Source organism: Williamsia sp. z71 (genome assembly GCF_059553375.1).
The window spans coordinates 80742-94087 of record NZ_JCANWX010000002.1; the positions used below are offsets into that span (position 1 = coordinate 80742).

General features: G+C 65.5%; 10 protein-coding genes. 5 read left to right on the top strand and 5 right to left on the bottom strand.

Annotation, left to right across the window (positions count from 1 at the left end; all coding sequences use genetic code 11):
- Positions 1 to 127: 127 nt before the first annotated feature.
- Positions 128 to 1072, top strand: a complete 945-nt coding sequence (gene nudC / locus AC51GR_RS04470) for an NAD(+) diphosphatase (protein WP_496323416.1) — start codon at positions 128 to 130, stop codon at positions 1070 to 1072.
- Between the two features lie 21 nt (positions 1073 to 1093).
- Here nudC and AC51GR_RS04475 read toward each other — a convergent pair whose 3' ends face one another.
- Positions 1094 to 1318 carry a mycoredoxin gene (locus tag AC51GR_RS04475; RefSeq protein ID WP_496324083.1) on the bottom strand — a complete coding sequence of 75 codons (225 nt, stop codon included), beginning with the start codon at positions 1316 to 1318 and terminating at the stop codon, positions 1094 to 1096.
- 155 nt (positions 1319 to 1473) lie between these two features.
- On the opposite strand from AC51GR_RS04475, the gene AC51GR_RS04480 reads away from it, so the two are divergent.
- Both AC51GR_RS04480 and AC51GR_RS04485 read left to right on the top strand, forming a co-directional pair.
- Positions 1474 to 3558, top strand: a complete 2085-nt coding sequence (locus AC51GR_RS04480; protein WP_496323417.1) for an ATP-dependent DNA helicase UvrD2 — start codon at positions 1474 to 1476, stop codon at positions 3556 to 3558.
- A gap of 510 nt (positions 3559 to 4068) precedes the next feature.
- Complete coding sequence (locus tag AC51GR_RS04485) at positions 4069 to 4392, top strand: WhiB family transcriptional regulator (protein WP_496323418.1); 324 nt, start codon at positions 4069 to 4071, stop codon at positions 4390 to 4392.
- A 74-nt stretch (positions 4393 to 4466) separates the two neighbouring features.
- On the opposite strand, the gene AC51GR_RS04490 is transcribed toward AC51GR_RS04485, so the two are convergent.
- The 3 genes from AC51GR_RS04490 to AC51GR_RS04500 all read right to left on the bottom strand — a co-directional run bounded on the left by AC51GR_RS04490 (position 4467) and on the right by AC51GR_RS04500 (position 8211).
- Positions 4467 to 5783 (bottom strand): ABC1 kinase family protein, encoded by a 1317-nt coding sequence (locus tag AC51GR_RS04490; protein ID WP_496323419.1) that lies wholly within the window; start codon positions 5781 to 5783, stop codon positions 4467 to 4469.
- Positions 5784 to 5831: 48 nt separating this feature from the next.
- Positions 5832 to 6728: a hypothetical protein gene (locus tag AC51GR_RS04495; RefSeq protein ID WP_496323420.1), complete on the bottom strand. Its 897-nt coding sequence runs from the start codon at positions 6726 to 6728 to the stop codon at positions 5832 to 5834.
- A gap of 121 nt (positions 6729 to 6849) precedes the next feature.
- Positions 6850 to 8211, bottom strand: coding sequence for a zinc-dependent metalloprotease (locus tag AC51GR_RS04500; RefSeq protein ID WP_496323421.1), 1362 nt, complete (start codon positions 8209 to 8211; stop codon positions 6850 to 6852).
- A 138-nt stretch (positions 8212 to 8349) separates the two neighbouring features.
- Here AC51GR_RS04500 and AC51GR_RS04505 point away from each other — a divergent pair, with 138 nt between their 5' ends.
- Positions 8350 to 9405 (top strand): YlbL family protein, encoded by a 1056-nt coding sequence (locus AC51GR_RS04505; RefSeq protein ID WP_496323422.1) that lies wholly within the window; start codon positions 8350 to 8352, stop codon positions 9403 to 9405.
- Positions 9406 to 9423: 18 nt separating this feature from the next.
- Here the strand turns inward: AC51GR_RS04505 and AC51GR_RS04510 are convergent, their stop codons facing one another.
- On the bottom strand, positions 9424 to 10029 hold the full coding sequence (locus tag AC51GR_RS04510) for a PPA1309 family protein (RefSeq protein WP_496323423.1): 606 nt from the start codon (positions 10027 to 10029) through the stop codon (positions 9424 to 9426).
- A gap of 261 nt (positions 10030 to 10290) precedes the next feature.
- Between AC51GR_RS04510 and AC51GR_RS04515 the strand changes: the two genes are divergently transcribed.
- A complete protein-coding gene (locus AC51GR_RS04515) occupies positions 10291 to 13302 on the top strand; it encodes a UPF0182 family protein (protein ID WP_496323424.1) in 3012 nt (1003 codons plus the stop codon).
- The last annotated feature ends 44 nt before the right edge of the window (positions 13303 to 13346 follow it).

Below are 13346 nucleotides of genomic sequence, written 5' to 3' on the forward strand. Positions count from 1 at the left end.
CGGCGGATGAGGCCTTATGGTGGGGTGTGGTCCTCACGGTGGGCCGGTGCCGAACGGTCTGCCACGTCCCTCGTCACCGAGGTCGGCGGGGTGATGGCCGAACAGTGGGATTCGAGAAGGGAAACCAGTGCGGCGCTTTGAATTCGAACAGCCCCCGATGCTGTCGCAGGCGGTCTACGACCGTGCCGACGAGATCCGCGAGGACCATCAGCGACTCAAGGACGGCTGGGCGCGGGCACTTCTGCTGCAGATCGACCCCTCCGGACGTTATCCGGTGGGGGAGGACGGCCTCGGCTGGATCATGGCGGTCGACGTCGACGACGAACCTCCGCCGGAAGCGGTGTTCCTCGGCCTGCATCCCGATGAGGGCCACGACATGTGGGCGATGCGGTTCGATGTCATCGACGGACCGAAGGACGATCCGCGGCGCGGTGCCCAGTTGCTCGGACCGAATGAGGCCGGGATCCTCTCGACCGCGCTCGGGGTACTGAATTGGCATGACACAGCCCGGTTCTCGCCGGTCGACGGTGCCCACACCGAGCCGGTCAAAGGTGGCTGGGCCCGCCGCAACGTCATCAGCGGTCGCGAGGAGTTCCCCCGCACCGATCCGGCGATCATCACCGTGGTCCATGATGGCGGTGATCAGATCCTGCTCGGCAGGCAGAAGCAATGGCCGGAGCGGTGGTTCTCGACGCTGGCCGGATTCGTCGAACCCGGGGAGTCGCTCGAACAGTGTGTGCTTCGCGAGGTCCACGAAGAAGTCGGTCTGGACTCCTGGAATCCGCAGTACATCGGGTCACAGCCGTGGCCGTTCCCACGGTCGCTGATGGTGGGTTTCGAGGTCACCGCAGACCCGGACCAACCACTCGACTTCATCGATGGTGAGATCGCGGCAGCCGAGTGGTTCAGCCGGGCGGAGGTGATCGAAGCGGTTGAGGCCCAGCAGGACTGGATGAGTCCGGACGGCGATCCGATCGTCGACAACGCGCGGTTGCGGTTGCCCGGATCGATCTCGATCGCCAGCGCGCTGATCCGGGCCTGGGCCTACACGCCGGCGACCGGGGTGCGCTGACTCACCGCGGGTGGGCGGAGGTCAGACGCCCAGCTTCTTGCGGACGTCGGCCACCGTCGGGTTGGTGGCGGTGCTGCCGTCGGCGAACTTGACGGTCGGAACCACGTGGTTGCCACCGTTGACACTGCCGACGAACTCGGCGGCCGACGGGTCCTGCTCGATATCGATCTCCACCCACTCGATTCCGGCGGACTTCAGGCCCATCTTGAGGCGTTTGCAATATCCACACCAGTTGGTGGTGTACATGGTCAGAGCAGCGTTGTCGGTAGTCACGCTTACATAACATCACGGGGGCCGACGGTGTTCCCGTCGTGCCTCGATGTCCCGCGCCGGCGGGGCGGGGTCCGGTGCGGGACCGTCCGGCCGCACGTCTGTCGGTGGACGTTGGGATACTGATCGCCATGGATGCCTCACTTGACCCGCAGCAGCAGGCCGCTGTGCTCGCACCCCGTGGGCCCGTCTGTGTCCTGGCCGGCGCAGGCACCGGCAAGACCCGCACCATCACGCGTCGCATCGCGCATCTGGTGGGTGACGGCCATGTCCGGGCAAGTCAGGTCCTGGCCGTGACGTTCACCTCCCGCGCTGCCGGTGAGATGCGCACCCGACTCCGTTCGCTGGGTATCTCCGGGCAGGGAAATGCGGTGCAGGCGTTGACGTTCCACGCCGCAGCGATGCGTCAGCTGCGGTACTTCTGGCCACAGGCGATCGGTGAGAACCAGTGGGAGTTGCTCGACAACAAGTTTCCGGTGGTCTCCCGCGCGGCCCGCGCTGCCGGAGCGCCGACCACCACCGAGTCGTTGCGTGACCTCATCTCGGAGATCGAGTGGGCCAAGGGCTCGTTGATCGGGCCCGCGGACTACCCGGCCGCGGTGGCCAAGAGCCGTCGCGAGTCACCCATCCCGCCCGAGCAGGTGGCGCTGGTCTACGAACGTTACGAGCAGGCCAAGGTGTCGCCGGCGGGCGATCAGCTCCTGGACTTCGACGACCTGCTGCTGATGACGCGCGCCATCCTCGACGATCATCCGCTGATCGCCGAGGAGTTCCGGGATCGCTATCGCTGCTTCGTCGTCGACGAATACCAGGACGTCACCCCGGCGCAGCAGGCACTGCTCAACGCCTGGGTGGGGCCGCGCGACGACCTGACCGTCGTCGGTGACGCCAACCAGACCATCTATTCGTTCACCGGGGCCACACCCCGCTATCTCCTGGATTTCTCGCGGCGGTTCCCCGACGCGACGGTGGTCCGTCTCGAGCGGGACTACCGGTCGACACCCCAGGTGGTGCAGCTGGCGAACAGCGTCATCGGGGCCGCTCGCGGGCGTATCGCCGGCACGCGCCTGCAGTTGATCGGGCAGCGAGATCCCGGCCCCGAGCCCGACTTCGCCGAGTACGACGACGAACCGGCCGAGGCGAAGGCCGTCGCCCGTTCGATCAAGCGACTGATGAACTCCGGTGTGCCCGGGTCGGAGATCGCGATCCTCTACCGGATCAACGCCCAGTCCGAAGCCCATGAGCAGGCGCTGACCGCGGCCGGGATCCCGTATCAGGTGCGCGGTGGGGAGGCGTTCTTCTCGCGGTCCGAGATCAGGCAGGCGATGCGAGCGGTCAGCCAGACCGCCCAGCGCGACGATCTGCCCGCCGAGGCGCAGACGCTGACGCTCCTGCGCGCGATCCTGGTCCCGCTGGGCCTGACCGACGAGCCGCCGGCCGGTGCACAGGCCCGCGAGCGGTGGGAGTCCCTGCGGGCGCTGGTGACGATGACCGAGGACATGCTGGCCGAGAATGCCGACCTGACCCTGACCGAACTGTCCCGCGAGCTCGCGGCGCGCGCCGAGGCCAGGCACCCACCGACAGTGCAGGGCGTGACGTTGTCGTCCCTGCACGCGGCCAAGGGCCTGGAGTGGGATGCGGTTTTCCTGGTCGGGCTCGTCGACGGCTCGATGCCGATCAGCCAGGCCATCAAAGCCGGCGAAGACGCCATCGAAGAAGAACGCCGGCTGCTCTACGTCGGCGTCACCCGGGCGCGCGAACACCTGCAACTGTCGTGGGCGCTGTCGCGGAACGAGGGTGGCCGGGCCTCGCGGCGCCGGTCGCGTTTCGTGATCAACCTGGTACCCGACGACTCGCCGGCATCCAAGATCGCCGAGCCCAAACGAACCCGCTCCGGACCGAAGTGTCGCGTCTGCGGAAAGCCGTTGCTGGGCAAGACCGCAGTGCTGCTGGGTCGTTGCGAGCGGTGCCCATCCGACCTCGACGAGGGATTGCTGCTCGCGCTCAAGGAGTGGCGCAGCGGGCGCGCGAAGGAACAAAAGGTCCCCGCCTACGTGGTGTTCACCGACAACACGCTGATCGCGATCGCCGAACAGCAGCCCGGGGATGTCTCGGCGTTGGTCGGCATCCAGGGGATCGGTCAGAAGAAGCTCGATCAGTACGGCGAGGACATACTCACACTCGTCCGAGGCGGGAAAACCGCAGGTCAAAAATAGCTTGTGCGTTTTCTGGGCAGCCCCTACTGTGGACAACAACATTGTGTGGCACGGAGAACAAAACGGTGTCACAACCAGGTGCACGAGACAACCGAGCGGGAGAGGAGAGGTCCGATGATTGATTTGTGCAGCGCCGAGAGCGCAGTCGACCATGCCGTCACGGCATGTGCCTCATGGCATCACGAACAGCCCCTCGCCCCTCGCCCCAAGGCCGTTCACACTGCGCACACCGCCGCCATCAAGCCGGGATTCCTGGCTATGACAGCAGCGATTCCGGCGTTCCTGCCGCCGACGGTGGTATCCGTCCGTCGCCGAACCCGCCAGGCGTTTCCCGTGTTCTCTCCACGAATAGAGATCTGACACAGTTCAGACTCCATGTGAGGCCACGGCGAATCGCGACAGCGAAACCGTGGCCTCTTTTGTGATCTGAGAACAATTTTTGTTCCACCACAGTCGAGGCCCGGTCCCAAATCAATCCGAGCAGCACATTCGACAGTGGAGGAAGACCCAATGACCGAGTTACTCGAGTCGTACCGCGACAGCAGGTCCGGCGACAACGGTTTCGGGGCCGGCGGACTCGCACTGGATGCATCCAAAACGGAGCTCCCGTGCCAGATGGTGGACAGCGACCTGTGGTTCTCCGAGAACCCCGGTCAACTCGAGCAGGCCAAGGCGCTGTGTAGCGATTGCCCACTGCGGCGCGAATGCCTGGCCGAAGCGCTCGAACGCGCTGAGCCATGGGGCGTCTGGGGCGGTGAGATCTTCGATCAGGGGGTCGTCATCGCACGCAAGCGTCCTCGCGGCCGGCCACGCAAGAACCCGACCGCGGCGTGATGCTCCACCGATCCCCAGCGAAAAGCGGGCGGACACAAGAACTCTGTGTCCGCCCGCTCTTTGTTGTCCGAACCCTACTCGGCCAGGCCCGGGACCCACTTCTCCATGATGGCGCGGTAGGGCGCTTCGGCATCGAGTTGTGCTGCGATACCGACACATCCACCGAGCACCCGGAACACCATCACATACTCCTTGGGGCAATTGAGGTTTCGCGAGGTCCGGTAGACATCTCCACGCGGGTCGGAGGCGGCACCCGCGGCGCGCTGCAGCCATTTCCTGGTGAAGTGGAACGACTCGCTGTAGAGCGGGTCGACGTAGGGACGCAGATACGCCTCGAGGTCGGCCGGGGTGACCTTGTCCTGGTGTGAACGCTGAATGAAGTTGGCCCGCACCATTTCTTCTTTGAGCTCGTCGTACTTCCGGTCCCGGCACAGACGCAGGATCGGGCCGGTGGCCGCCGGTAGACCGTTCGGGTAATGGCCGACGGCGCCGAAGTCGAGGATGGCCATCCGGCCATCCGCGAGGAATTGGAAGTTACCCGGATGCGGATCGCCGTGGACCAAACCGACCCGGGTGGGCGAGCTGACCTCGAACTCGGTCATCTTGGCGGCGGCGTCATTGCGTTCGTCGACCGTGCCGTTCTTGATCACCTTTGACATCGGAATGCCGTCGATCCACTCGGACACAACAACTTTGGGTGCAGATGCGACGATGCGCGGAACCACGAAGTTCGGGTCGCCGGCGAATGCCTTGGCAAAGGCGCGCTGGTTGTTCGCCTCGAGGGTGTAGTTCAGTTCGTCCTCGGTGCGCTCGATCAGCTCGTCCATCATCGACTTCACGTCGGTGCCGGGGGACAGGCGCTTGAGCAGGCCGGTCATCCGGGACAGCGTTTTCAGGTCGGCTTTGAGCGCGTGATCGGCGCCCGGGTATTGGACCTTGACGGCCACTTCGCGTCCGTCATGCCAGACCGCCTTGTGTACCTGGCCGATCGACGCCGAAGCCGCCGGCTCGTCGGAGAACTCCTTGAACCGTTCACGCCACTTGGTACCGAGCTGATTGTCGAGCACCGCGTGCACCTTGGCGGTCGGCAACGGCGGTGCCTCGGCCTGCAGCTTGGTCAGCGCATCACGGAAGGGCTCGCCGAACTCCTCGGGAATGGCGGCCTCCATGATGGAGAGCGCCTGCCCGACCTTCATTGCCCCGCCCTTGAGCTCACCGAGAACCGCGAACAGCTGCTGCGCTGCCTTCTCCATCATGTCCGCGGTGATCTCGTCCTTGTCCCCACCTGCGAGCCGCTTACCGAAGCCCGATGCGGCCCGCCCCGCCACCCCTAGCGGAAGCGCGGCGAGCTTGGCGTTTCGCCGTGCCCCGCCGCGTGTGATCTCAGCCATTGAGTTTCCCCTTTCCGATGGACCCGAGCTTAGTGGACGACGCCTGGTTCATTGCGGTAGACGACAGCCGCACAACGGATGTGGTGACCAGCCCCGGATGAGCAGCGATGACGGGTCCGCGCGAAACTCGATCGTGGCATCGAGGCTGGTCGGCGCCGCAGGCGTGCCGGTGCGGCGGTCGGGCCGGGTCGCCGCTGCCACGTGCTCGACTTCCGCCTGCACGATCGCGGCCGTTCCGGCAATGGTCGCCGACCCGGCCCAGCCACTGAGCCCCAGCAGCTGGGCACTGACGATCGGCCAGTCCCGGTCCCGGTCCCGGCGGTGATGGTCGGCGCAGTGCAGACAACTCGACAGCCCGGGCAACACCATCGGGCCGATCACACCGGTGCCGTCACGGAGACGGACCATCAGATGCGGAATCCGGTGCCGCATGAGGCTCGACACCAACCAGGGATCGTGCGCCAGGAAGTCGGTGAGGATCACCAGATCCGTGGCCCAGGTGACCATCCGGTCCTCGTGGGTGATCGGATCGACCTCGCCGTCGAACAGTCGTGGCCGCCGGACCGACTGTAGGACCGAGAACTCCGGCCGGGAAAGCGCCGAGGCCGTTGCGTCGGCGAGCGGCCCGGCACCATGGATCCGGATCTGCATCGGTGTGATCGCAGATCTGCCGTGGTGGGCGGTGCCGGCCTCGACCAGCGCGTCGAGCAACTCGCGGACCTCGTCGGTCGTCAGGCCCGCCGCCGCTGCCCGGGCGGCGGTGTCCTGCAGAGGCTGCGGCCCGGTCAGTGACCGCAACAGTGCGGCGAGCCGATCGGGGACGACATGGGCGGGCGGTTCGATGATCACCGCCCGGTCAGGGTCATGTCCGACCTGGATCCGGCCGCCGGGCCGGAGCAGGATCACTGCTCCGGCACGGAGCATCGGCAAAGGCGCGAGTGTCATGGCAACACCGAACCAGAACCGGTCACGCCCCAGGTGCCCTCAGCCGCCGGTTATCCACAGGTCGTCGTGACTGTGACCAGCGAGAACGCGGCGAGACGGCGTTGGTGCGAGGGATGGCTGATCAGATGGTCGGGGTGTCGCCGCCGGCGGGTCCCTTGCCCTCTTCTTCGCGCTTGCGGGCCTCGTCGGCCAGGGTCTTCTCGAGTTGCGCCATCGGATCGTCGAAAGCGTCGCTGCCGCCGCCAATCACCCGGTCGATGAACGCGGCCGGATGATCGAGGTCGTCGGCGTCGGGCATCAGATCGGGATGTGCCCAGACTCCGTCGCGGGCCTCGATGTCGGACGACTCGGCGAGCTTCCGCCACAGGTCGGCGGCTTCGCGTAGCTTGCGCGGACGCAACTCCAGTCCGATCAGCGTGGCAAAGGTCTCCTCGGCCGGTCCGCCGGTGGCGCGCCGGCGGCGCATGGTCTCGGTCAATGCGGCGACCGACGGGATCCGGTCGGACAGTGCTTGTGTGACAACGGTTTCGACCCAGCCCTCGATCAGTGCGAGGAGCGTCTCGAGGCGGGTGAGCGCATGTTGCTGCTGCGGCGTGGTCTTCGGTTCGAATGCCGCGCCACCTGACATCAGCTCTTCGAGCTTGCTCGGATCCGACAGCAGAGTGGCCGGATCGATGCCGGCGGCCGCGTCCTGGATACCGGAGAAATCGATGCTGATCCCGCGGGCGTATTCCTCGACAGTTGCGAGTAGTCGCTGACGCAGCCACGGAACGTGGGCGAACAGCCGGATGTGCGCGGCCTCCCGGGCAGCGAGGAAGACGAGGATCTCCTGGCTCGGCTGTTCGAGTCCCTCGCTGAAGGTGCTGATCGCCTCCGGCAGCAGGACCGCAGTTCCGGTGGGCGCCAACGGCAGACCGATGTCGGTGGAGGTGAGCACCTCCTGGGCGAGCTGGCCCAGGCCCTGGCCCAGCTGGGTACCGAAAGCCATGCTGCCCATCTGGCTGACCATGCCCATCATCGGACCGGCGAACTGCCGGGCCTCCTCAGGAAGGTTGGTCGACCAGCTGCCCGCGATCTGCTCGGCCACCGGGTTGCACAGCTGCTTCCACATCGGCAGCGTCTTCTCGAGCCAATCTACCGATGTCCACGCCTCGGTCGTGGTGACACCGGCGGGCAGCGTGGTCACGGTGTCGAGCCACACCTCGGCCAGGCGGACGGAATCGGTGATCGCCGACAGCTCACCCTGGCTGACCGGGGAGTGCTTGCCGATCTGCTGGCGGGCCAGGCTTGTGGCGACCTGGTAGTTGACCGGTTCGCCGGTGCCGCCCGAACCCATGCCTGCGCCCATGCCCGAGAGCATCTGGCCGAGCTGCGAGAGCATCTGGCCGAGCTGGTTGGGATCGAAGTCTCCGGGCTTCTTGCCAGGATCACCATCCCCGTCGTCGCCGGACGAAGCGGAGAAACCAAAGGGCAAGTCATTCATGCCTCCACGGTACCGGCGAATGGGGCAGTACCCCGAACGTCACAGATCCGCTCTGCGCGAAACCCGGGGCGCCGCCGGTCAACGCGCGGTTCGAGTGCATGGCGGGCACCGTGATGCCGACCCTCTACGCTGGGCCTGGTGAAACTGCAGTCCCTCAGAATCGGTCCGGGATACCGGCGGATTGTCACCCTCCTGGTCGCGCTCGCGTTCCTGATCGTGTTCGTGTTGATCGGAACCCTCGTGAAGGTGCCCTTCGTGGCACTCGGCCCGGGACCGACCGTCAACACCCTGGGGTCCGTGGATGGTCGCGAGGTGGTCTCGATCACCGGTGCCGATGTGGACCGGACCAACGGCAACCTCAACCTCACGACGGTGTCGGTGACCGACGGCCTGACCCTTTTCCAGGCGATCGGGCTGTGGGTGTCGGGCGATGACCAACTCGAGCCGCGGGATCGGGTCTATCCGCCCGGGAAATCCAATGATGAGGTCGACCAGGAGAACCGCCAGCAGATGACGGGTTCGGAGAATTCGGCCACCATCGCCGCGCTGGATTATCTCGACCGCCCCGTCGATCTCGAGGTCGCCGCAGTCGACGACGCGGGACCGTCCACCGGCAAGCTGCAGGACGGCGACGAGATCGTCGCGCTGAACGGCACAGCGGTCGCGACGTCCGTCGCGCTTCGTGAGGCTCTCGCCGAGATCCCGCCGGGAACGCCGGTCACCCTCGACCTCATCCGCGACGGTCAGCCCGTGACCGAGACGGTGACGCTGGGGGCAGATCCCGACGACCAGACCAGAGGGATCCTGGGGATCGCGCTGTCGGAACAGAACGGCGACCCCAACCTGGACATCAACTTCGATGTCGGTGACATCGGGGGACCGTCGGCAGGACTGATGCTGGCGCTGGCCATCATCGACAAGCTCAGTCCCGGTGAGCTCAACGGTGGGGAGTTCATCGCCGGGACCGGAACGATCGACTCATCGGGCGACGTCGGTGAGATCGGCGGCATCCTTCACAAGATGCGCGCGGCCCGGGAGGCCGGCGCCACCGCATTCCTGGTCCCGGCCGGAAACTGCGCCGAGGCCAAGACCGACGCACCGGATGGATTGACCCTGGTCAAGGTCGACACACTGCCCGACGCGATCAACGCGATGGCCGACATCGACGCCGGCCGGACGCCGCCGACCTGCTGATCGCCGGTGCGCGGTCGCTCAGTCGTCGAACGGGACGTTCTCGAGCGTCGCGGCCAGTGCGGCCACCAGGTTCGGGGCCAGGTCCGGATGTTGCAGCAGCTCTATCGGACCATCTGATTCCTCGTCGTCGTCCGGTGCCAGTTGCAGCAGGCACAGCGACCGGCCATCACGGAGGACCGCGGCAGCCAATCGGGCGGTCCGGCTGTCCGGGAGTGCTTCGGCGGCGCTCCGCGCGACGTGGTCGGCGGAATCGGGGTCGGATACCAGCGGCCCGACGGCTTCGTCGAGGTCGTGTTGTGCCTCGGGCGGCAGCACGATGATCTCCTGGACCAGCGCGCAACCTTCCACCTCGGACGGCCAGCTGGTGGTGGCCAGGACGTGTTCGAGCTCGGCCATCCCGCTTTCGGGGGAGACCGGCAGCGGCTCCTGCTCGATGAGCGTCAACTCGGAGGTGTCGTGGTCATCGACCCAGTCGGGCTGGGTGTCGGCGAGCAGCGCGGTGGGCACGAGGGCGAACAGCTGTGGGGGTTGCCCCCACCCGGCGGCGTCGACGAACTCGATCACTTCGCGGATCGCGCTGCCCAGGGCATCGGGGGAGAGTAGGGGTGGCTGCGGGTCGGTCACGTGTCCATAGTCGCATTGCCGACCGGGCTTTTATGCAACGCCCGGGAACCGGTGTCGCCGATCGACCGTTGGCAGTGACAAGCGGCACAGAAGCCCTCGCGAGTTCGCAGTCGAGGTCGGTCTGCTCGGGGATGGGTAGTGTTCTAAGCGAATGCACAGTACTTGCGCGCCGCCCGCCAGCTCCCCGGCTCTCACCACCTGCCGACTGCGGCTTTTCGCAAAGTAAAGTGTTCGTCAAGGACCGGCCGCGGTGCGTCCGGCATGAAACTGGGAGTAGTTCACGTGGGAATCCGGGGTCCGGCATCGATGCCAACGCTGTCGCGACGTAGCAAGGCGCTCATTGGAGTCGCTGTCGCAGTCTTGCTGATCTTGCTGGTGGGCCCGAGGTTCATCTCGATCTACACCGACTGGCTGTGGTTCGACGACATCGGCTATCGGTCGGTCTTCTCCAAGATCATCTGGACGCGGGTGGCCGTGTTCGGGATCAGTGCCGTCATCGCCGGCCTGATCGTCTTCGGAGCGCTCTGGCTCGCGTACCGCAGTCGGCCGGTGTTCGTGCCGACCAGCGGTCCGGGTGATCCGATCGCCCGTTACCGCACGGTCGTGATGAGCCGGATCCGCTGGTTCGCGATCATCCCGGCGGTGCTCGTCGGTCTTCTCGCCGGCCTGGTGGCACAGGGTTCGTGGGCGACGATCCAGGTGTTCCTGCACGGTGAGTCGTTCGGGATCAAGGACCCGGAGTTCGGACTCGACGTCGGCTTCTACGCCTTCGATCTGCCGTTCTACCGCTTTGTGCTGAACTTCCTGTTCGTCGTCGTGGTGATCGCATTCATCGTGAACCTGGTGACCCACTACATCTTCGGTGGGATCCGTCTGGCCGGACGTGGGGGATCGCTGACGAACGCGGCCCGCATCCAGCTCGCGGTCATCGCCGGAACCTTCCTGCTGCTCAAGGCGGTGGCCTACTGGCTCGATCGCTACACCCTGCTCAGCAGCACCCGAAAGCAAGAGATCTTCACCGGCGCCAGCTTCACCGACATCAATGCGGTGTTGCCGTCCAAGCTGATCCTGATGGCCATCGCCATCATCTGTGCGTTGGCCTTCTTCGCCGGCGTGGTGTTGCGGGATCTGCGTATCCCGGCACTGGCGACCGCGATGATGCTGCTCTCGGCGCTGGTCATCGGCGTCGGCTGGCCGGCTGCGATGGAACAGTTCTCGGTCAAGCCGAACGCGGCGGAGAAAGAAGCCGAGTTCATCAGCCGGAACATCACGGCCACCGAGCAGGCATACGGCATCGGTGCGGACAAGATCAATTACCAACAGAATTGGACCGGCCAGCCGGTCAACCAGGCCCAGGTCGATGCGGACGAGCCAACCCTGTCCAACATTCGAATCCTTGATCCCAATATCGTCTCGCCGGCATTCACCCAGCTCAAGCGCCAGCAGAACTTTTACGGATTCCCCAGCCAACTGGCCCTGGACCGGTACACCGTCGACGGGCAGCTGCGCGACTTCGTGGTCGCGGCGCGCGAGCTCGATCCCAGCAAGTTCGAGGCCAACCAGCAGAACTGGCTCAACAAGCACACCGTGTACACGCACGGCAACGGATTCATCGCGGCGCCGGCAAACACAGTCAATGAAGCCGTCTCGAACGAGAACGACGTCACCAGCGGTGGTGGCGAGCCGGTGTTCTACGTCAGCGACCTGAGCAACTACCAGACCGAGCAATACAAGGAGACCGCTCCGATCAAGGTCGCGCAGCCGCGGATCTACTTCGGCGAGCTGATCGCCAAGGTCAATCCCGACTACGCGATCGTCGGTTCGGACAACGGCCAGTCCCGAGAGTTCGACACGGCCGATTCGACCTACACCTATCAGGGCGCTGCCGGTGTGCCGCTGTCGAATTGGTTCAATCGGATGGCGTATTCGATCAAGTACACCGAGCGCAACATCCTGCTGTCCGGTGCGATCAACAAGAACTCGAAGATCATCTACAACCGTGACCCCCGCGACCGCGTGAAGAAGGCGGCGCCGTGGCTCACCGTCGATTCCAAGACCTATCCCGCCGTGATGGACGACGGATCGGTCAAGTGGATCGTGGACGGCTACACCACCCTCGACGCGTACCCGTACGCCCAGAAGATGTCGCTGGACGACGCGACTTCTGATGCGCAGGAACTGAATCAGGGCCAGACCGGCCGGTCCCAGGTCAACAAGCAGGTCTCCTACGTACGCAACTCCGTCAAGGCGACGGTGGACGCGTACTCCGGCGAGGTCAAGCTCTACCAATTCGACGAACAGGATCCGGTCCTCAAGACCTGGATGAAGGTCTTCCCCGACTCGGTCGAGTCGCGGGCGGAGTTCGACAAGAACGTGAGCTTGAGCGAGCATGTGCGGTACCCGGAGGATCTGTTCAAGATCCAGCGGTCGCTGCTGACCAAGTACCACGTGGACAATCCGCAGACCTTCTTCCAAGGTGACGCATTCTGGTCGGTCCCGGCGGATCCCACCGACAGTGCCGCCGTCACGCAGGGCCTCGATCAGCCGCCGTACTACTTCGTCGCCGCCGATCCGGAGTCGAAGGAGCCGTCGTTCCAGTTGACCTCGGTGTTCAACGTGCTCAAGCAGGAGTTCCTGTCGGCCTATCTGACCGTGTCGTCCGATCCCAAGAACTACGGGCAGATGACGATAAAGACGTTGCCGGCGAATACCCAGCGCGAGGGTCCGAAACAGGTGTTCAGCGCGATGGAGACCGACGGCCGCGTTGCCGAGAGTCGAAAGAACCTCGAGAACACCGCGAATGTCACGTTCGGCAACCTGCTGACGTTGCCGGTGGGCGACAACGGGATCCTGAGCGTGGTCCCGATGTACGCACAGGCCAAGAGCACCGCGGGTACCTTCCCGCGACTGTTCCGGGTGATCGTCCGGTACAACAACAAGATCGGGTACGCACCGACGGTTGCCGGTGCCCTGCGGGGTGTCGGGATCGATCCGTCGTCGGTGGCCGATATATCCGAGGCCGACGTCGAACCGACCACGCCTGCACCGGACGGCCAGACGCCGACACCCGAGCAGGCGCAGGCGCAGACGCCGGAGAGCACACAGGGCGCTGTCCCGGCCTCGCCGGAGCGCGACGCGGTCATCGATCGGATGAACACGGCCATCGAGGCGATGGAGCAGGCCATGCGGTCGGGCGATTTCACCGCCTACGGCAAGGCGCAGTCTGATCTGCAGACGGCCATCGCGGAATACGAGGCATTGCCCACGAGTTAGCGTCCGCGCAGCTCAGGGCAGGTGATGCGCGTTACAGGCCGGCG

What these genes read in the sequence shown, in the direction of transcription:
- AC51GR_RS04475 (WP_496324083.1), bottom strand. Translation starts at nt 1,318, where the DNA reads ATGTACACCACCAACTGGTGTGGATATTGCAAACGCCTCAAGATGGGC.
- AC51GR_RS04480 (WP_496323417.1), top strand. Translation starts at nt 1,474, where the DNA reads ATGGATGCCTCACTTGACCCGCAGCAGCAGGCCGCTGTGCTCGCACCC.
- AC51GR_RS04485 (WP_496323418.1), top strand. Translation starts at nt 4,069, where the DNA reads ATGACCGAGTTACTCGAGTCGTACCGCGACAGCAGGTCCGGCGACAAC.
- AC51GR_RS04490 (WP_496323419.1), bottom strand. Translation starts at nt 5,783, where the DNA reads ATGGCTGAGATCACACGCGGCGGGGCACGGCGAAACGCCAAGCTCGCC.
- AC51GR_RS04495 (WP_496323420.1), bottom strand. Translation starts at nt 6,728, where the DNA reads ATGACACTCGCGCCTTTGCCGATGCTCCGTGCCGGAGCAGTGATCCTG.
- AC51GR_RS04500 (WP_496323421.1), bottom strand. Translation starts at nt 8,211, where the DNA reads ATGAATGACTTGCCCTTTGGTTTCTCCGCTTCGTCCGGCGACGACGGG.
- AC51GR_RS04515 (WP_496323424.1), top strand. Translation starts at nt 10,291, where the DNA reads ATGAAACTGGGAGTAGTTCACGTGGGAATCCGGGGTCCGGCATCGATG.